Origin of the sequence: Shewanella sp. KJ2020, assembly GCF_024197625.1 — a bacterium.
GTDB lineage: Bacteria > Pseudomonadota > Gammaproteobacteria > Enterobacterales > Shewanellaceae > Shewanella.
The window spans coordinates 34069-52459 of record NZ_JAKUKD010000014.1; the positions used below are offsets into that span (position 1 = coordinate 34069).

The following is an 18391-nucleotide window of genomic DNA, read 5'->3' on the forward strand; positions in this document are numbered from 1 at the left end:
CCCACTCAATTGCCCCCTTGGACATGGCGGCAATGCTTAAATTACGGGGAGTCAGCATGAAAACCAAGTTTGCGCGCAACTTAGAGATCCTACGACAAAGAGCCCGTTCAACCGTTGCTAAGGTATTATTAATCATAGGGATGTTTGTTGGGATCTGCATCATTTTAGTCACCCTAGTATATCTTCAAGGTAATATTTTTGATGGTGTACGCACCTATGTCCGCGGTGAAGGACTATGGGCCAAGGCACAAAAAGATGCCATCTTCTACCTCACACATTATTCCCACGATAAAAACGAAGTGGACTATCAACGCTACCTCGCCGCCACTGACGTTATCATGGGCGATAGTCAGGCCCGCCAGGCCTTACGCTCAGTCCCCATCGATGAACAAGCCGCAAAACTCGGGTTTATCCAAGGCGGCAATGATGAGCGAGATACCGAGTCGCTGATCTGGTTTTTCCGCCACTTCCACTCCACCCCCCATATGCAAGAAGCCGTTAACGTGTGGCTCTTAGCCGACGAACGTTTCGAGTCCGTTATGGAACTCGCTGAAAATATACGTGATGAAATCAATCAGTTTGGTGGCAGGCCCGAAATCCTAAATCAGTATAGACAACAGCTGATTGAGGCCAATGAAGAGTTACTCCAACTCGAAATCACCTTCTCTGCGATCCTCAGCGAAGGTGCGCGCTGGGTAAAGCAAATGACCTGGTTGATTGGCCTTGGCGCGCTCTTGCTATTTATCGGCATGGTTATCTTCGCCAGTCGACAGATCATCCACAATATTGCTAAATCTGAACAACTGTTGTTTATGAGTGAATCTCGTTTTAACAGCCTTAAAAACTCTAACACTATTGGCATTGTTTCATGGCAGCTCGATGGCACCATTCAGGATGCTAATGATCACTTCCTCCAGATGCTCGATTTTGACCGTACGGACTTAACCTCAGGCTTAATCAATTGGCGCTCACTCACTCCGCCGGAATATGAAGCAAGAGATGCCATCGCCCTTGCCGAGTTGGCGCGATATGGCCACTGCCAACAGTATGAAAAGCAACTGTTCCGCAAGAGCGGCGCCTTAATCCCTGTGATGCTAGGGGCCAGTTTTTTAAATGGGAGTCAACAGGAAGGCGTGGCATATTTCATGGATTTAAGTGCCAGTAAACAGGCCGAAGATAAACTCAGGCTCGCAGCAACCGTATTCAATGCCAGTACCGATGGCATTATTATTACCGATCCACAGTTAAATATTATCTCGACCAATCAAGCTTTTACCGATATCACAGGCTTTACCCCACAACATCTACAGGGGGATGCAACGCGCTTTATCAATAGCGGACATGAAAATGAAGACGCTTATCAAGCTATGCTGAACCTGCTACAACAGGGCGAACAATGGCAAGGTGAAATCCTCAAGAAAACCCTATTGGGCGACAAACTTGCACTCAGTTTACGGATAAATACAGTACGTAATGATCAGCACCTGCTCACTCATTTTGTTATCGTCATTACCGATATTTCCGAGCGTAAGGCGGAGGAAGAATACCTGCGCCATATCGCCCACCACGACGCCCTCACCAATCTGCCCAATCGTGTCCTGTTCCACACTAAGCTCGAACAAGCCATAGTGCATGTCCAACGAACAAAAGGGATTTTTGCGGTGCTATTTTTGGACTTAGATAACTTTAAGCCAATAAATGATCAATTTGGTCACGATGTCGGCGACAGACTGCTACAGGAAGTGGCGAAACGGCTCTCCTCTGCCATTCGGCAAATTGATACCATCACCCGCCTCGGCGGTGATGAGTTTGTGATCCTCTTAGAACATTTACCCCATGCCGAAAACGTGCAGATATTACAGGAAAAAATTGTCCATGCAGTCACCAAGCCATACACCATTAGCGGCCACTTAATACATATAGGTGCCAGCATAGGCTCGGCGGTTTATCCTGAGGATGGCACAGATGTAAAAAGCCTGATCAATCATGCAGATCAGGCCATGTACTCGATGAAAAAAGCCAATAAAACACACCTGCAGAGCCTAGGTTAGGCCTTACTTGTGTGCGAGTTTGCGCCAACGCAGCCCATCGCGGATCACCTCATAGCCAGGGAACATAGCACTGATCACTAAGCCATAACTTAGCCATTGCTCTAACTGCAATACTGTAAACCGCCCCTGTAATTCAGTACCTTGGCTTTGTAATAGTGGTGAGCTAAAGGCCAGAAAGACTAAGAACGAGGCATAAGCAAAATTGATCCCCATATTTGCCAGTAACAATTCACTGGTCCACACTCGGCGGCGTAACTGCCACAGACTATTACCCATAGACAGCAGAATAATAGGGCTAAACCATTGCAGCCATTGCTGAGCATTGGCACTAAAAATCACAGTGCGTGCGGCTAATTGCTCGCTACTCATCCACACAGAACACCATATCACCAGCAGGAGGAAGAGATAGGTCGCCAGATCGGTAAATACATCACTTAAACTAATATGCTGCCAACCTGGGCCGACCTTTGGCAAATTCTGCGGCTGCCATTTTTGGCAATTACTGCCGGATAGCGGTTTTCCCTGTGCCGAAAAGCTCCAAAAAGACAAGCCAATCGCGGTAAAGGCAAGGCAGGCATCGCCGATAAAACCACTGGCGAGATGTTGGATAAATCTAAATAGGCTACCCTCTGCCGAGCCCAGCCATTGCGTCGTACCGCCCACCACCTGCAGCACAAACAACACGCCAAGCACCATAAACAGGGTATGTTTAAACAGCGGAATATCCTCAGAGGCGATAATAGGCACTGATGGAACAAATTGCTGTGCGACCTTACAGGGATGGCCCATTTGCTTTAGCACGGCGGCAACTTGTGACTCAGTTAATTCACCTTGTTCAGACAGTGCATCCAATTGATCACAGATATTGGCTTTTAATTCACGGCCAATTTCCTGACGTTTGTTCTCGGGCAATTCACGCTGCACCGCGGCGATATAGCGATCGACTAATTCCATATCAAATATCCTCTGCATTCTCGTCTAGGCTGTTTATATCTGAGCCATTAGTGTCAGCGCTTTGCTCTAACAAAAAAGCCAAGGCGCCATTAAGTTGCTGCCATTCATCGGTCAGTTGACTGAGCAACTCAGCCCCCAACGATGACAATTGGTAATAACGACGCTCACGCCCTTCGGCCTGGCGCCACTCACTATCCAACAATCCTTGATCGGCTAGGCGGCGTACTAAGGGATACAGCGTCCCTTCGTCAATATCGATACCGCCTTCCTGCAACTGTTTGCGGAGCGAATAACCGTAATGGGGTTGTTTTAATAATCCCAGTACCGCCAACACTAATACTCCACGGCGCAACTCGAGTCGCATTTTGACTAGCTGTGAACTTGTCATGGTCGAATTCCTATTCTTAACACTGTGTCACACACACTGTGCGCCACACAGCAAATACTATGCAGCACACAGTAAAATTGCAAGTTTTAATGCGCATTTTTTATTCAATTTGTTTAAAATAGATACAAATCATTGTTTGTATTGAATTTATTAAAATGCCAATATCTGCCACACACAACTCAAGTCGCCACGCCGTCATACACCCAAAGTAAATGACTTATAGGTAAGCAAAACTAAGATAAAAAATTGCAAAACTTCCTATGCTTGAGTAACTTAGCAGCCACTATTGAATTGCTGACTTATTAGCCTAAGATCGGCTGTATCTGTAAAACGGCATACATTAAGGACATAGAAAATGCTTATGGATAGAGGCGTGCTGGTACGCTGGAACGATGAAAAGGGATTTGGCTTTATTCAGCCCGATAAAAACACTGACCAAGATGTGTTTATCCATATTTCAGTGTTAAAAAAGATGGCGCGAAAGCCGAAAGTGGGCGACAGCATTTTGTACCAAATGGAAGTGCAACATGACGGTAAAAGAAAAGCCGTTATCGCCTCGATTGAAGGGGTGGCCGTCCTTGCCGCAAGTCCTATTTCACATCAAGAGTCACACCAAGATTCCCGCACTCACTCCCGCGAACGCTTTAATAATAAAGATAAAAACCATCAACATAGCTCACGAACATCCGCGATTAACACAATAGTCCCGCTGCTGATTATCATAGCAATAGGTGTTTTTGGCTTTAAAAAATACCAAGCATTTAATGAGGCCCCTGTCGTAAATGAAGCCCCAGTTCTCACCTATGATGAGATTGAACAGAGCCCCGTTTACCAAGAGAAGATTCCAGCCACACCTCAATTCCAATGTGAAACGGGCAAAACCCATTGCAGCCATATGCGCTCCTGCGCCGAAGCAACTTTTTACATTCAAAATTGCCCAAATACACAAATGGATGGTAACGGCGATGGCATTCCCTGCGAGCGTCAGTGGTGCGGTTAGCGATGCGACATATATCGATGAGCAGGTAGCAGGTAGCAGGTAGCAGGTAGCAGGTAGCAGGTAGCGAAATGATAAATAATCTAAAACAATGGCTAGGTCGTCTTACAGGCATACAGCAAATCGGAGTGATTGCTGCCAGTATCGGGCTTCTCATGCTTGGCTTATTTTATCTTGGTCAATTTATCGGTAGTAGCGTGGTAAAAATGGGCTGGCTTTAACCCTAAAAACACGCAAACTAACCCATGAATTTATATCCATAGCAACTTCAAAATGGCAACCATGCAAACTGATATCATCGAAATGAATTCACCTAAGATGCTTGAATCCTTGTTAACCGAGCATGCTGCGGTACTGTTGTTATTTGGCGCGCCGGACTGCGGTGTGTGCCAAACACTCAAACCGAGAATTGCTGAGATGATAGCGCAAGAGTTCCCGCAGATGCGGATGGCGTATGTCGATTGCCAAGCCCAAGCTGAGATAGCCGCAAGCCACAATGTCTTTACCCTACCCGTGGTGGAATGTGTGTTTTATGGCAAAATCTTTGGCCGGTTTTCGAAGGTATTTTCGCTAACAGATCTCAAAGAGGCGATTGCCCGCCCCTATGAATTAATAGATTCAGAATAACGCCATGACTATTTTGATACTCTAAAACCACTGTATGCTATGGGTTTACCTAAGGTTAAGCTTTGTGGCGCTTGAGTCAGGCTCAACAAGGTTTGGTTTGCCTTATCCTTACCACCACAATACTGGTCTTCTTGGCGCGAATGGCCTCTAACAAGGCTTTTTTATCTTGGCAATTGCCGCCGAGGGCATCATCACAGTTCTACTCATAGGGTTTTAAGGGGTTCGCACCATTTGACCGAACTCACCTATCACACTGTGCGATAACTCACCTCAACCGAATAGCCGTTATCTTGCTTGATAAAATCGACGAAGTTGTTAATGGCAGGCAAGGCATCTTCCCTATGGTGGGAAACATAAAGCAATTGACTCAGATGATGCTCGGCAATCATCTCCAAGGCCCGCATCACTAAGGTGCGATTGATAAAATCTAAGCCCTGATACGGCTCGTCTAAAACCAACAGTAAGGGCTGTTTAATCAGAGCTCTACCTATCAGTAATAACCGCTGCTGGCCGTAATCCAATTGCTTAAAACCCGTACTGGCAAACTCACTCATATGTAAAATTGCCAGCCATTCCTTCGCCAAATCGACCTGAGGTTTAGTGGGTTTATGGTAAAGGCCAATGGAATCATAAAACCCCGATAGCAACACATCGAGCGCCGAACAACTGACGCGGTATTGTAAATGCAATGCCGATGACACTATGCCAATCCGTTGTTTAATCTGCCAAATACTCTCACCACTGCCACGTGGCCGGCCAAAGAGGGTGATGTCGTTGCTATAGCACTGGGGATGATCCCCCAAAATCAGCCCGAGCAAGGTACTCTTACCGCAGCCATTTGGCCCACGCACTTGCCAATGTTGACCCGCGCTAATTCGCCAATTCACGCTTTTAAAAATCAAGCCGCTGACATACTCCACCTTGCCATTTTTAATCTCGACTAAGGGATCAAAGGCTTCGGCATTGTGGCGTTGGCGCTCCATTAGCGCTAACAACTCGTCGCTGCGCGTGGCCGAAAGCGCATTGAGCTGCGCCATCACAGGGTGGTTGTGCCATTGCTCAATCGACATAGGCGGGCTGAGCTTATGCACATGCTGGCCAGATTTATGCATCTCACTATTAAACAACGCCACATGGCTAATGCACGGCGGTAATTCTTCTTGGCGTGAGGTGATAACAAGCAGCTGGCTATGGGCGGCGACTTCGCTTAATAGCTTAGATAAACTCCCTTGATGCTCGGCATCAAGCCCTGCATAAGGGTCATCTAAAATCAGCAGTTGCGGTAATCCCGCTAGCGCACGTGCCAGCATCACTCGACGCGTTTCCCCCGTGGATAACTGCCGAAAACCCCGCTGCCGCAAAGGCTCAAGTCCCACCTTTTGCAATAAAGTAGGGAGTTGTTCGCTATCTTGACAGCATTCGAGCACTAAGGCCTCGACCGTCGAACCGTAATCCAGTTCATCCTTTGCTAACTCGCGTTCAAGCAATGCCTGTTGTAAGCCGAGTGACACCCAACCGATTCGTGATGGCAAGCCGGATATCACGCCCTCATCGGGCTGAATATCCCCCGCTAACATCCGCCCAAGGAGTGAGCCGCTATAACTGTCTGTGGCAAAAATCGCCCAATGCTGCCTTGGTATTAACTGCCAATCGTCGACTACCAGCAGCTCATTGCCACGGCCATAACGTAATCCCTTCACGGCAATCACCTTGTCCCCGTGTGTCACACTATTCCCCATTCCACGTCCTTAGGTATTCACCCCGATTAACATTGATTCGACCGATAGACATAAAAATCATGGCATTGAAACTCAGTAGAAAATGATTGCAGAAAAGCAGTTCACACAAGATAACAAAAAGCCCGTCCATGTAGAAACACATGAACTGGCTTAAGGTGCAAGCTCAAATAGGCTATTGAGTTTAAAGACAGCGAGCTTAAATACCAAGCTTAGATATCGAAGCGATCGACGTTCACCACTTTGTTCTAGGCTTTTACACAGTCTTGGGCGAATCTGTCTTTACCATCTTGCGCGCCATAGACTTCTGACACGGCGCGTAGATGCCCTCTTGCTTTTCCGACTTGCTCCACTTAGTCGACATATAGAGTAAGTTGACGAAGACATCATTACTCAGCGCGCCAGCGCTTATCGGTAAACATTGTGCTTAACGCCAGCACAGTTTGCATCCAACGCACGAAAACCACCGACCAATACAATATCTGTGAGGCGAGTATTGAGGGTGATAGTCAATAAAATCATGGACCATTTGCCCATCCACTACTCAGCGCTATCTGTGATAAAATGACGGCAGTTTTCCGTTAACTTCGACAAGGTAAAGTAATGAATCCCATTATTGCCATCTTAAAAGAACACAATGTCACCGATGCAAAAATTAATGAGCTTTTTCAAGCTTTAACCGATAACCCATTGATGGCGATGGGCATTATTGGCCAACTCGGGATCCCACCTGAAAAACTGCAACAACTGATGGCGCTGGTGATGCAAAACCCTGCCCTGATTAAAGAAGCCGTGCTGGAACTAGGTTTAGATTTTGCTAAGGTTGAAGCGGCCAAAGCGCAACTGCAAAAATAAGCCTTATTTATCCCGCGCCCTACGGTAAGGGCTGCATAACTTGCCCTTACCGCTCATCCATAAAATCGATACCCATTCAAACACTCATCGGTAAAATCGGCATATTTGATTACCAAAGAGACATAAACCTTGTCGCGCCTAAGCAAACTGTTCTGTTACAGTGGGTATATTACGCATTGCTACATAAAGGAACCCTGTATGCGCACCATCACAATGCTCTGTCTGTCATTCTTGCTAACGCTATGTTTAATCGGTTGCAATGAACAAACGCCAGCACAACCACCACAATCGGCAGTAACAGAAAGCGACGCAACGACTAGGCCCCAAAATATTGACGACTCAGCCGCACAAAATACCCCAGCCATCGCCGCCAAAGCCGTCGGCACAGAAACGCCCCAGCCACAGGTTGAACAAGATAAAACCCGCGCTCAAATCGCCTTAACCAATCCGGCCTCAGATAAAACCAACATTATCGCTAAAGGGGAAGGCATCATGCTTCAAGGCACTGTGAGATATATGAATTTAGAAGGTGGATTTTGGGGCATAGTGGCGGATAACGGACAAAAAATACTGCCTAAAAATCTTCCCGCAGAATACCGAAAAGATGGCCTGCGCTTAAGCTTTAGCGCACAGGAAATCACAGGCATGATGACAATCCAGCAATGGGGAACACTCTCCAGCTTGAGTGAGATTAGTGTGATAGGCCAAGTCGATAGCCAATCCAGCGATCCACGACTTTAACATTATGATTAATAAGGCCTTAACCTAACACTAAGGCCTTAACCAAAATGTTAACTTGAGGCTTGCGCCTGCTCAGCCTGCCACTCTTCAATGACTTCCTTTGCCGCCCGAAATGCTTCGATGCCCGATGGCATACCGCAATAAACGGTGGAATGTAATAGTACTTCTTGTATTTCTTCCACGGTGCAGCCATTACGCAACGCGCCGCGAACATGGCCTTTTAATTCCGCCGGAGCCTTTAATGCCGCAAGGGTTGCTATGGTGATCAGGCTACGGGTTTGTCGCGACAATCCCTCACGCGCCCACACTTCACCCCAACAGTTTGCCGTCACTAACTCCTGCAATGGCCGAGTAAACTCTGTAGCACTGCTTAGGGCCTTCTCCACAAAACCGTCGCCCATAACAGCCCGACGCACCTCAAGCCCCTTTTGGTATTGCTCATCGTTCATCGATGCATCCTTTTTCCTTATGTGATTAAGCTCTGTGATTAGGCCTATTGAACCGCCGCCAAAGACACAGCCCATCAAAAACATAACATAGGATTATTAGATTTCGATGCTTATTTGCGGCCTAACGGCCGAGGTGAATCAAGATCGTGGGGCTTCACCCCACACCCGACCAAGGAGGACTGCTCGTCCTATCCTCCTTGGATGCTCCAAGACGCCCCTAGCGAAGTTACATGCATTAGTTACTGGTCTCATACTCCAATAAAAATTGCCTAACGGCTCAGATGGGATATCCCTGTCCCCCCGAGCCTGCGCCATCATCCATGATGTCGCCACGGCATTTTTATCTGCGTATTTCGACAACTTCGCAGGGGAAGGTGTATCTCTTTTATATTTGGTGTTGCTTGCGAGTCATGCAAAGCAAGCAGAATTATGCCCACCATCCTTTAACAATGGGTGGCCCATTAAATTCATTTGCCAAAGCATCAAAAGGCCTTGATGACGGATTTAAAGTACATTTATAAGGCGACGAACTTGAATGCGGCAGAGATGGCCCAGGATGAACTGGAGACTATATGGGGTGATAAATACCCTGTGATGATTAAATAATAGCGTAACAAATGGGTGCGACTATCGATGTATTTCAAATACCTTGACTACGTTCGCACGGCCATTTACAAGACCAATGTGGTTGAAGCGTTACATCTACAATTCAGGAAATTGACCAAAACGAAGGGCGGTTTTGTTAACGAGAACATTTTACTCAAGCTGCTATACGCGGGTATATTGAAGGTTTGTGAGCGCTAGACCCACCCCATCCAAAATTAGAATTTGACGCTATTACAGCTTTCAATTCATTTTGATGGGCGCTAACAAACCCATGTCGACAAGTGAAATTAACCTGACACAGAATGATGAACAGCTTCCGTGGTGGTGATAGAGAAAAGAGCTTAACTAATTAGATAATACTAACTAGCTTTAGCAGGCTTCAAAATTGCATCCACGGTATCAAAAAATTTTTTCGCAGTTGCAATAGAGAATTCTGCTGTTGATTTGTCAACACTACTTTGAATATGGTAATCAGCAATCACTCTGTTACTTTTAGCTTGTTGAAGAGCATATCCAATTTTTTTACTGGAAATCTTATCTATGTTTTCTCCACCAACCGCAGCAAGTTCAGTGAAATATTTACATAAATCATTATGAGTTCCGCCGATACCTTCATACTGGTAACCTGAAACACTGTCTAATATTTTATGAAACATAGCATAATAGCAACGCCCAACCGCCATCCGGTAACCAATCTCGCTACCCAATGCTAAATTATGTTCTGCAACATCTAAAAAATGATTGTGGCATACACTCATGATTCAATAATATCCATTTATTAACGTTATGATATTCCTAGCATAAATGAAACGATTATATCTGAGTTTAAATCGTGCTCGATGACTGAATCTATGAACTCCTCGTTAGCTTTCAGAGCGGCCATTGAGCTTTCGTGACTCAAATCATCTAGATAATAAACTACTCTAACCTTGTTATCTTCAACGTCTTTTGAAAAGGACATTCCAGAAACATTTAGGTAATTATAACGTTTAAGCAATGCGGAGATGGTATTTCCATACGCTAAGAAATGTTCAAGCTCGGGCAGACCATAACTCTTATTATCTTCATAAAATTCATAGAATCCGCCTACTTCTGGAGTTGATTCATGCATTTTGCTTATCCTTTTTGCTGCTTCATCAGCAAGTTGGTAATCTAATAAAATGCTAGATAATCTGAATAAAAATTGATACGTGTCCACGCTGAAAATCACTGGCATCGCTTCATAAGCTATGTCACGAGCCGCAGAATAGTCATTCAGTTTAAGTAGGCTTGAAATAAAATTATGGTAAACAACTTCCGTATTTGCACCTATTGACACATACCTAGTTGACTCATGAAAGTAATGCTTACATTTATCTAGGTTTTTTTGGTTGCACTCTAATATAGCACGAACCATAAATCTTTCGGCAGGATCGTTTAACTCATTGATATTTTTAATTAATAAATGCTTTTCAAATTCACTAATGACTTCGCTACGTTCATCATGAGCAATAATTCTGTCAACAAGCTCTTTTGACTTCGATGCTGGCTGTAATGCCATATAGTTAGAATCCTTTTCAAGCGATTTGTTCAGATTTTGGGCACCGCATTATACGGGGAAAATCTTCAAAGACAACATTCCTGTTGTTATTGTTGTATCCGAAATGAGAGCAAAGCACAACAAGAAAGATGAATGCAGAATCAATGGATTGATAAAAATTAGTAAATACAAGTAACTATCACATTAGTGCCAGTCATGACTTGTGTTTTATGAAATTATTGATATGTGGGTCAATCATAAAATTTAATGAGCAAAAAAATTTAATGAGCCACCCCTTGTTAAATTTTCTAAAAGGTATTGTGGTCAATGAAAGATGGGTAATAAAGATAGGACATATATGGTCACCTCGGTGTTAGCAAGGCCAATGTCCCATTTTATTCAAACTACATTTACGTTAATCGATAATTTACCTTTCACAACGGGGTATCGGTCGTTAATGATTAGCGGTCTTGCGACATATATCCGGCGTCTGTTGCGCCCTAATGAGATCCAAATTGACGTCTTACCCTCCTTGGCATCCACATGACCTCGAAGGCCACTGTCCCGATCAGGTTTTGGGTAAGACAAACCGTTTAACTCATTAATACCATTACCGCTGTTGTGCTTTGATGGACATTTATCTATTTACATTTTGAGTCTATTTACGCAAAAAACGCTGTATTACGCCGCAACTTTACATGCCTTATCCATATCAAATGCTTGCCCGCGGCTCATCACCACAAACACCATCCGCGCCATCTTATTCGCCAAGGCGACCGCCACTTTGCAAACGTGTTGGCGTTGTTTAAGTCGTTGTAGCCACAGGCTTAGTGAGTCGTCTTTCTTATCGCACCAGTTCACCACGGTTCTTGCGCCATGGATAAGTAACCGCCTGAGCGTTTGATTGCCGCGCTTGGTTATCTTGCCGAGCCGATTTGTCGTACCGCTACTGTACTGTGAAGGGGTTAGCCCTAGCCATGCTGCTAATTGCCGGCCATTTTTAAAATCATTCACTTCATTAATGCTGGCTAATAGGGTTGATGCCACGATAGGACCGACACCGGGGATGGTTAGCAGTAGGGAGTACAGCGGCATCGCTTGGGCAAGGGCTAATATTTCCTGTGCAATCTGGTCGATTTGTTCATTTAAATACAACTGAAACTCATAGAGTCGTTGAATAAACCCTCTGGCAACCGTGGATAACTCGTTGTCAGCATCTTCAAGAATGAGCGGAATGGCTAACATCAACTGGCGGCGAGTCTTTGCGATAATCAGGCCGTATTCCGCAAGGAAACCACGCAGTTGATTGCAGTTAGCGGTACGATTCTCCACCAAGCGCTCACGAATGCGCAGCAAAGATTGAATGTCCTGCTGCTCGACCGTTTTTGGACGAAGTAGACTCACTTTAGGACGGCCAGCGGTTTCTCCGATGGCAACCGCATCATTGGCGTCATTTTTATTACCGACTAGCATGGCTTTTACCATTCTGGCGGGGATAAGCTTGACGGTATGGCCGAGCTTTTCGATAGCCCGCCCCCAGTAATTAGCACTGTAACAGGCTTCCATCACCACTAATGTCGGTTCACATTGCCTAAGGGTATTGAGCAATGCAGAACGGTTGATTTTACGATTAAAAGCAATGGTATTGTCATGATTGAAGGCAGCCACTTGGAAGACAGTTTTTGCCAAATCAATGCTGATGAGTTTATAGTTCATATCGGTCACCTCGCGTCAGATTTTGTGCACCTAAATCATGGCACATTGCGATGCCGAGACCGAGGTGACCATCCCAGCATCCATAACTCTTTTGGGTTTAACAGCCGACACCGAGATTACAGAAGTTCACCATTCCCTCGGAGTTGCCGCAGGGCATTTGCGTTCGTTGCGTGATCGAGGCATGGATGCCGAGATAGCGTCAGTCGAATCAGGGACGAGCGTCTGACGCGATAGCATAAGGACGCTAAATGCCCAAGGGGCTTTCAACTCCGTTGGGGGCGTCTTGGAGAATCCAAGGAGGATAGGACGAGCAGTCCTCCTTGGTCGGGTGTGGGGTGAAGCCCCACGACTTTGATTTTGGCTTTTAAAAGTAATCAAGAATGATAAGACCATCTAACCACCAGCAAAAGTATACGATGTTACACTTTTAGCAACAATTTCAGTGCTTAAACTCCAAAAAGTGTAGCTAAGTACACCTAGCTTGAAAAACGCCGCTTCCCCAAGTTACCAGACCAAAAACAAAACCCCGACTCAGTTACCCGAGTCGGGGTTTTCATTTTTCTCTTACAAGAATTTGGGTTTTAAGCGATTAAGCTAAAGACCGCAGATGTTTTTGCGCAGGATAAATCGTGTTAGTACAAGGCGCTGTGAGCGTAGCATACGTTGTTTGTATGTGAGCGAGCAGCAACGCCGTAATCACCGATTTAAACCAGCAAAAATGTCGGGTAAGGAACAAGCATTACTGCTTGTCCCTCCCCTAAGAACCGTACGTGCGAGTTTCCCCGCATACGGCTCAAGCCTTTATAAGTCAGTAGTAAATACTGACCAGCAACTAAAATCGTACAACAAACAAATAAATTCGGTAGTACCTAGGCTGCAAAAGCAGCCTAGGATTTGGTTTTAGAGATATCCGTAGAATTTCGCTACAAATGTCATCAATCCGGTTACGGCATAGATAATTTGAGCTACATCCACTTTTACCTCAATTTTCAGATCAATTTTCATAGCTGATGCTCTGATATGATCTGGGGCCCCAGATGTTAAATATCTGGCGTATTTATACTGCCCTAGCCTAGGACAGTTCGTGGTTCACATAACCGGTTTAGCAACCACGCTTCGAGCCATAAAGAATATCCTTTCACCTCTATTACAAGCGCAGCCAGCAATAAATTGTCCCCAGGACAGTGTCCAAATATTCTATCTAACCCATCAGCGATTCCTGCCGGAGTCACCGGCGGCTTGCATGCCGCATGAACACACTACCGAACCTGATTTAAGTTGTCACGATTTATTGAATGTAACTGTCGATGACAATTTGGGTGCAACAACACTAAGTTATCCATTTCATCACTGCCACCTTTCACTCTTTCCACAATATGATGAATATTCCATCCTGTTTCTTTAGTGATCTTGTGACGGCAAATAGGACAACATTTCTGTTGTCTGAGCCAAAGTATCAGCAGTCTCCTTTGACCTTGCATTGAGTCACGCCAAGCTCGCTCTAGGCGCTGCTCAAAGTATTCCTCAAATGCCAAGTCATAGGGATTAGCTTCTCCTTTGATCTTAGTGTGTCGCTTTATCGCAGTATCATTGGTGTATACCAGCCGTTTAGTAAAGCCATCGACTGTCATACCTGAAAACACCCAATTTCGTGGACCTGCTGTTTTAAAGTATTTAGCTTTAATCCAGCGTTTTTGACGATTTTGATGTCGTCTACGGCACCACTGCCAGAGTAGTTTCCAAACCCGATAATCCACGTAGTTAAAAGTCTCCTTCGCCACAATGTGACTATGGTAGTTAGCCCATCCTCGAAGGACAGGATTAAGCAGGCTTATCAGCGTTACCACCTTTACCGTCTTATTACTTTTAACAATATCGCGAACCTTCTGGAGCACGTTACGCAAGTTCTTACGGCTCGGCTTTATCAGCAATTTGCCATTGTATTTACGTACGTTTTGCCCCAGAAAATCAAACCCTTCATCAATATGCGTTATCACCGTTTTTTCTGGCGACAGCATTAACCCGCGCTCAGCCATAAAGGCTTCTACGACAGGTTTGACTTCGTTGACCAACAGCTCTTCCGAGATGCCAGTAATAATGAAATCATCCGCATAGCGCACATAATTGACTTTGGTCTTGTAACTGGCTTTAGTGTTCTTCCTCCCAAAATGGGATTCAAGCACCGCTTCCAATCCATCAAGTGCCATATTGGCCAATACAGGAGAAATAATTCCTCCTTGAGGCGTTCCCGCATCGGTTGGGTTTAATCTACCGGACTCCATAAAACCTGCTTTCAACCATCTACTGAGCACTTGTTTGTCCAAAGGTATATTGGCAAGTAACCAGTCATGGCTGATGTTATCGAAGCACCCCTTGATATCGCCTTCGAGCACCCACTCCGAGGAGTTTTTACGACTCAGATTGACAAAACATTGTTCAATCGCATCGTGGGTTGAACGCATAGGACGAAATCCGTAGCTATTTCGATCAGCAGTCGTTTCCGACACAGGCTCCAAAGCTAGCAGGTATAGTGCCTGCATAGCCCTGTCGAGCATGGTTGGAATTCCTAAAGGCCGACGTTTACCGTTAGCTTTAGGAATGTATATCCGCCTTAACGGTTTTGGCTTGTAGCCTTGCCGTTTCAATCGAAATACCGCCTGCCACTTAGATTCAGGTGTACTCCATAACTCCCCATCGACACCGGGCGTCCTTTTGCCTCGGTTCTCAGTTACTCGTTTGACTGCCATAACTTTGCCAGCAAACGAGCGCACCAACATTCGTTGCAAAGCCTTAACCTTGCGCCATTGTTGTTGCTTAGTCGCCTTCGCGATCCGTACTTGTAGCTCTCGCACCTGACGTTCAACGGCATACCAATCAATGGTGTGCCAGCTGTTCGCTGGGTGGGAGAACGCAGGTACAACTAATGCTGTACTCATCTTGCTTTTCTCCTTGATAGTTAACAACAACTCCCAGATCGAAAAGCAGATAGATCTCCCCTGACGGGAGAGTTCTTCTGCTCCCATCAGGGGTCGGGCAAAATATAAAATTTTGCCCTTTAGTTACTATGCGTGAGCGCTTTACAAGCTTTCACACGATTAAAGACCAGTTGGACGTGGGCTTCGTTTCCGACGGAGGAACATTTAACCCCCTATCCTCTCCATTACAGAAAGGCATTCGCTTTTTCCAACCTCCTACACCCACACCTTCAACAATTCCCCTTACGGGTCATCTGCCCTCATAACATTAATTATGTAGGGCGAAGGGATGGGGTTGCCGAGTTCCATGCCGATGACACGAATCACTTAGGTCCTACCAATACACCGAAGGCTGTGTGGCAACGTATCTCCAGATGTAAGAGAGATAACCAGCCTTGCACCATTTTGGTTAAAGCGCGTCAGTAGCTTGCGCTTTTTGCGGTTGACGGTGCTTGTTAGTAGTTCACATAAGTTGACCATATGATCCAGCCTAGTCTCTCATCCGCCTGCTACTGGCGAAATCTTTGGTATACCTCACGGTAAAACCAAACCCAATGAATGGGGAATACATTGTCAGGAAGCTTCACACCCCACCATTACTGGTGGCGCACTATCCCTAGGCTACTGCTGGCTGCACAACAGGTTCGCTACTTCATTGAAGGAAGCCGAACAATCATCAGACACAGCTTCACACCGGCAGGTGCTATAGCTGCTCAATAGTTATCCCTGAAAAATTCACGTATTTGTGACTTCTTCAGAGTGAATATCGCTTTGGCGAGAGACACAGGATTTCCCATATGCCCTGTTATATAAAGCCGAGATGAAGACCTCGGACAGTAAATAGGATAGATGCTTTTCTCAAATCTTTGGCAGAGTATCGAATGCATCTATCTCAACATCATAACTGGGTATTGGTCTTGGCCAATACCTAGAAGATAGACTTTATAGTCTATTATCCGGGTTTTGGCAACCCGGATAACGGGTGAAACAACTATTTATACTGGATTAAAAGGGGGCTCGTTGATATTCAACATGCCCCCCGGCGTTATTTCCACAATTTTTGTGGAATGCCAAAGGTAGTTCCAGTCAGGCTAGCTACACCTGCTCGACTCTCGTCGCACTACATCATGCCGCCCATTCCGCCCATCCCACCCATACCGCCCATATCTGGCGCATCAGCCTTTGGTACTTCAGCAACCATAGCTTCTGTGGTGATCATCAGGCCAGCGATAGACGCGGCGAACTGTAACGCGCTACGGGTTACTTTAGTTGGGTCAAGGATACCCATTTCTAACATATCGCCGTAGGTGTCGTTACCGGCGTTGTAACCAAAGTTACCAGTGCCGTTTTTCACTGTGTTAGCCACAACTGACGCTTCTTCACCCGCGTTAGTGGCGATTTGACGCAGTGGCGCTTCCATCGCGCGCAGTGCGATAACTACACCGTGCTTTTGGTCTTCGTTTAATACTTCAACATCAGCGATCTTAGACGCTACACGTACCAGAGCAACACCGCCGCCAGGAACCACGCCTTCTTCTACCGCAGCACGGGTTGCATGCAGAGCATCTTCAACACGGGCTTTTTTCTCTTTCATTTCAACTTCAGTTGCTGCGCCAACTTTGATAACCGCAACACCGCCAGCTAATTTAGCCATACGCTCTTGCAGTTTTTCTTTGTCGTAGTCTGAAGTTGATTCTTCAACTTGTTGTTTAATTTGGCTTACACGGGCAGCAATTTGTGCTTGCTCGCCGTTACCATCGATGATGGTGGTGTTGTCTTTGGTGATGACCACACGTTTAGCCGTACCTAAATCTTCCAGTGTCGCTTTTTCAAGCTCTAGGCCGATTTCTTCAGCGATAACAGTACCGCCAGTTAAAATCGCCACGTCTTGTAGCATAGCTTTACGACGGTCACCAAAGCCTGGGGCTTTAACCGCAGCCACTTTCACAATACCGCGCATGTTGTTAACAACTAGGGTTGCTAATGCTTCGCCTTCAACGTCTTCGGCAACGATCAGTAATGGCTTACCGGTTTTTGCCAGACCTTCAAGGATTGGTAACAGTTCGCGAATGTTAGAGATTTTCTTGTCTACTAACAGGACAAATGGGTGATCTAATTCAACGCTGCCGGTTTCTGGCTTGTTGATGAAGTAGGGAGACAGGTAACCACGGTCGAACTGCATACCTTCGACTACGTCCAGTTCGTTTTCAAGCGCTTGGCCTTCTTCGACTGTGATCACGCCTTCTTTACCGACTTTTTCCATTGCTGTGGCAATGATTTGGCCGATTGACTCGTCAGAGTTTGCAGAGATAGTACCGACTTGAGCGATCGCTTTTGAGTCAGCGCAATCTTGAGAAAGGTTTTTCAGTTCGGCAACGGCAGCGATAACTGCTTTGTCGATACCGCGCTTAAGATCCATTGGGTTCATACCCGCTGCAACGGCTTTTAAGCCTTCAACAACAATGGCTTGAGCCAATACAGTTGCAGTAGTAGTACCGTCACCGGCGGCGTCGTTGGCTTTAGAAGCAACTTCTTTCACCATTTGCGCGCCCATGTTTTCGAATTTGTCGGTCAGTTCGATTTCTTTGGCAACAGACACACCGTCTTTAGTGATCAGTGGTGAGCCAAAGCTCTTGTCTAACACTACGTTACGGCCTTTAGGACCTAAGGTCACTTTCACTGCGTTCGCGAGAATATTTACGCCAGCCAGCATTTTTACGCGAGCGTCGTTACCAAATACAACTTCTTTAGCTGCCATTTTGAATTTCCTTTACATT

General features: G+C 45.7%; 15 protein-coding genes and 2 pseudogenes. 7 read left to right on the forward strand and 10 right to left on the reverse strand.

Going from position 1 to position 18391, the window contains the following annotated elements:
- Positions 1 to 56: 56 nt before the first annotated feature.
- The gene (locus MJO46_RS08845) at positions 57 to 2051 is read left to right on the forward strand and encodes a sensor domain-containing diguanylate cyclase (protein ID WP_253988992.1); all 1995 of its coding nucleotides are present in this window, start codon (positions 57 to 59) and stop codon (positions 2049 to 2051) included.
- Positions 2052 to 2054: 3 nt separating this feature from the next.
- Here the strand turns inward: MJO46_RS08845 and MJO46_RS08850 are convergent, their stop codons facing one another.
- Together MJO46_RS08850 and MJO46_RS08855 are read right to left on the reverse strand one after the other, a co-directional pair.
- Entirely contained in the window at positions 2055 to 3005 is a 951-nt protein-coding gene (locus MJO46_RS08850) for a hypothetical protein (protein ID WP_253988993.1), read from the reverse strand.
- A 1-nt stretch (position 3006) separates the two neighbouring features.
- A complete protein-coding gene (locus MJO46_RS08855; protein WP_253988994.1) occupies positions 3007 to 3393 on the reverse strand; it encodes a PadR family transcriptional regulator in 387 nt (128 codons plus the stop codon).
- Between the two features lie 355 nt (positions 3394 to 3748).
- On the opposite strand from MJO46_RS08855, the gene MJO46_RS08860 reads away from it, so the two are divergent.
- The 3 genes from MJO46_RS08860 to MJO46_RS08870 all read left to right on the forward strand — a co-directional run bounded on the left by MJO46_RS08860 (position 3749) and on the right by MJO46_RS08870 (position 5017).
- Positions 3749 to 4393: an excalibur calcium-binding domain-containing protein gene (locus tag MJO46_RS08860; RefSeq protein WP_253988995.1), complete on the forward strand. Its 645-nt coding sequence runs from the start codon at positions 3749 to 3751 to the stop codon at positions 4391 to 4393.
- A gap of 68 nt (positions 4394 to 4461) precedes the next feature.
- The gene (locus tag MJO46_RS08865) at positions 4462 to 4611 is read left to right on the forward strand and encodes a hypothetical protein (RefSeq protein ID WP_198781157.1); all 150 of its coding nucleotides are present in this window, start codon (positions 4462 to 4464) and stop codon (positions 4609 to 4611) included.
- Between the two features lie 61 nt (positions 4612 to 4672).
- Positions 4673 to 5017, forward strand: coding sequence for a co-chaperone YbbN (locus MJO46_RS08870; RefSeq protein ID WP_253989017.1), 345 nt, complete (start codon positions 4673 to 4675; stop codon positions 5015 to 5017).
- A gap of 248 nt (positions 5018 to 5265) precedes the next feature.
- On the opposite strand, the gene MJO46_RS08875 is transcribed toward MJO46_RS08870, so the two are convergent.
- Together MJO46_RS08875 and MJO46_RS19985 are read right to left on the reverse strand one after the other, a co-directional pair.
- On the reverse strand, positions 5266 to 6756 hold the full coding sequence (locus tag MJO46_RS08875) for an ATP-binding cassette domain-containing protein (protein ID WP_253988996.1): 1491 nt from the start codon (positions 6754 to 6756) through the stop codon (positions 5266 to 5268).
- 245 nt (positions 6757 to 7001) lie between these two features.
- Positions 7002 to 7302, reverse strand: a pseudogene (locus tag MJO46_RS19985) (catalase-peroxidase); the annotation flags it as partial.
- Between the two features lie 54 nt (positions 7303 to 7356).
- Between MJO46_RS19985 and MJO46_RS08880 the strand changes: the two are divergent.
- A complete protein-coding gene (locus MJO46_RS08880; RefSeq protein WP_007650566.1) occupies positions 7357 to 7608 on the forward strand; it encodes a DUF2999 family protein in 252 nt (83 codons plus the stop codon).
- A 198-nt stretch (positions 7609 to 7806) separates the two neighbouring features.
- On the forward strand, positions 7807 to 8349 hold the full coding sequence (locus tag MJO46_RS08885; RefSeq protein WP_253988997.1) for a hypothetical protein: 543 nt from the start codon (positions 7807 to 7809) through the stop codon (positions 8347 to 8349).
- Between the two features lie 50 nt (positions 8350 to 8399).
- On the opposite strand, the gene MJO46_RS08890 is transcribed toward MJO46_RS08885, so the two are convergent.
- Positions 8400 to 8798 carry a carboxymuconolactone decarboxylase family protein gene (locus tag MJO46_RS08890; protein WP_253988998.1) on the reverse strand — a complete coding sequence of 133 codons (399 nt, stop codon included), beginning with the start codon at positions 8796 to 8798 and terminating at the stop codon, positions 8400 to 8402.
- A gap of 477 nt (positions 8799 to 9275) precedes the next feature.
- Between MJO46_RS08890 and MJO46_RS08895 the strand changes: the two are divergent.
- Positions 9276 to 9668, forward strand: a pseudogene (locus tag MJO46_RS08895) (transposase); the annotation flags it as partial.
- 95 nt (positions 9669 to 9763) lie between these two features.
- Here the strand turns inward: MJO46_RS08895 and MJO46_RS08900 are convergent.
- The 5 genes from MJO46_RS08900 to groL form a co-directional block, all read right to left on the reverse strand.
- Complete coding sequence (locus MJO46_RS08900) at positions 9764 to 10162, reverse strand: HEPN domain-containing protein (RefSeq protein ID WP_253988999.1); 399 nt, start codon at positions 10160 to 10162, stop codon at positions 9764 to 9766.
- A gap of 26 nt (positions 10163 to 10188) precedes the next feature.
- Positions 10189 to 10944, reverse strand: coding sequence for a hypothetical protein (locus MJO46_RS08905; protein ID WP_253989000.1), 756 nt, complete (start codon positions 10942 to 10944; stop codon positions 10189 to 10191).
- A gap of 660 nt (positions 10945 to 11604) precedes the next feature.
- On the reverse strand, positions 11605 to 12639 hold the full coding sequence (locus MJO46_RS08910; RefSeq protein ID WP_253988375.1) for an IS110 family transposase: 1035 nt from the start codon (positions 12637 to 12639) through the stop codon (positions 11605 to 11607).
- Positions 12640 to 13898: 1259 nt separating this feature from the next.
- Positions 13899 to 15575, reverse strand: coding sequence for a group II intron reverse transcriptase/maturase (gene ltrA / locus MJO46_RS08915; protein WP_253989001.1), 1677 nt, complete (start codon positions 15573 to 15575; stop codon positions 13899 to 13901).
- Between the two features lie 1159 nt (positions 15576 to 16734).
- Positions 16735 to 18372, reverse strand: a complete 1638-nt coding sequence (gene groL, locus MJO46_RS08920) for a chaperonin GroEL (protein WP_253989002.1) — start codon at positions 18370 to 18372, stop codon at positions 16735 to 16737.
- Between the last annotated feature and the right edge of the window lie 19 nt (positions 18373 to 18391).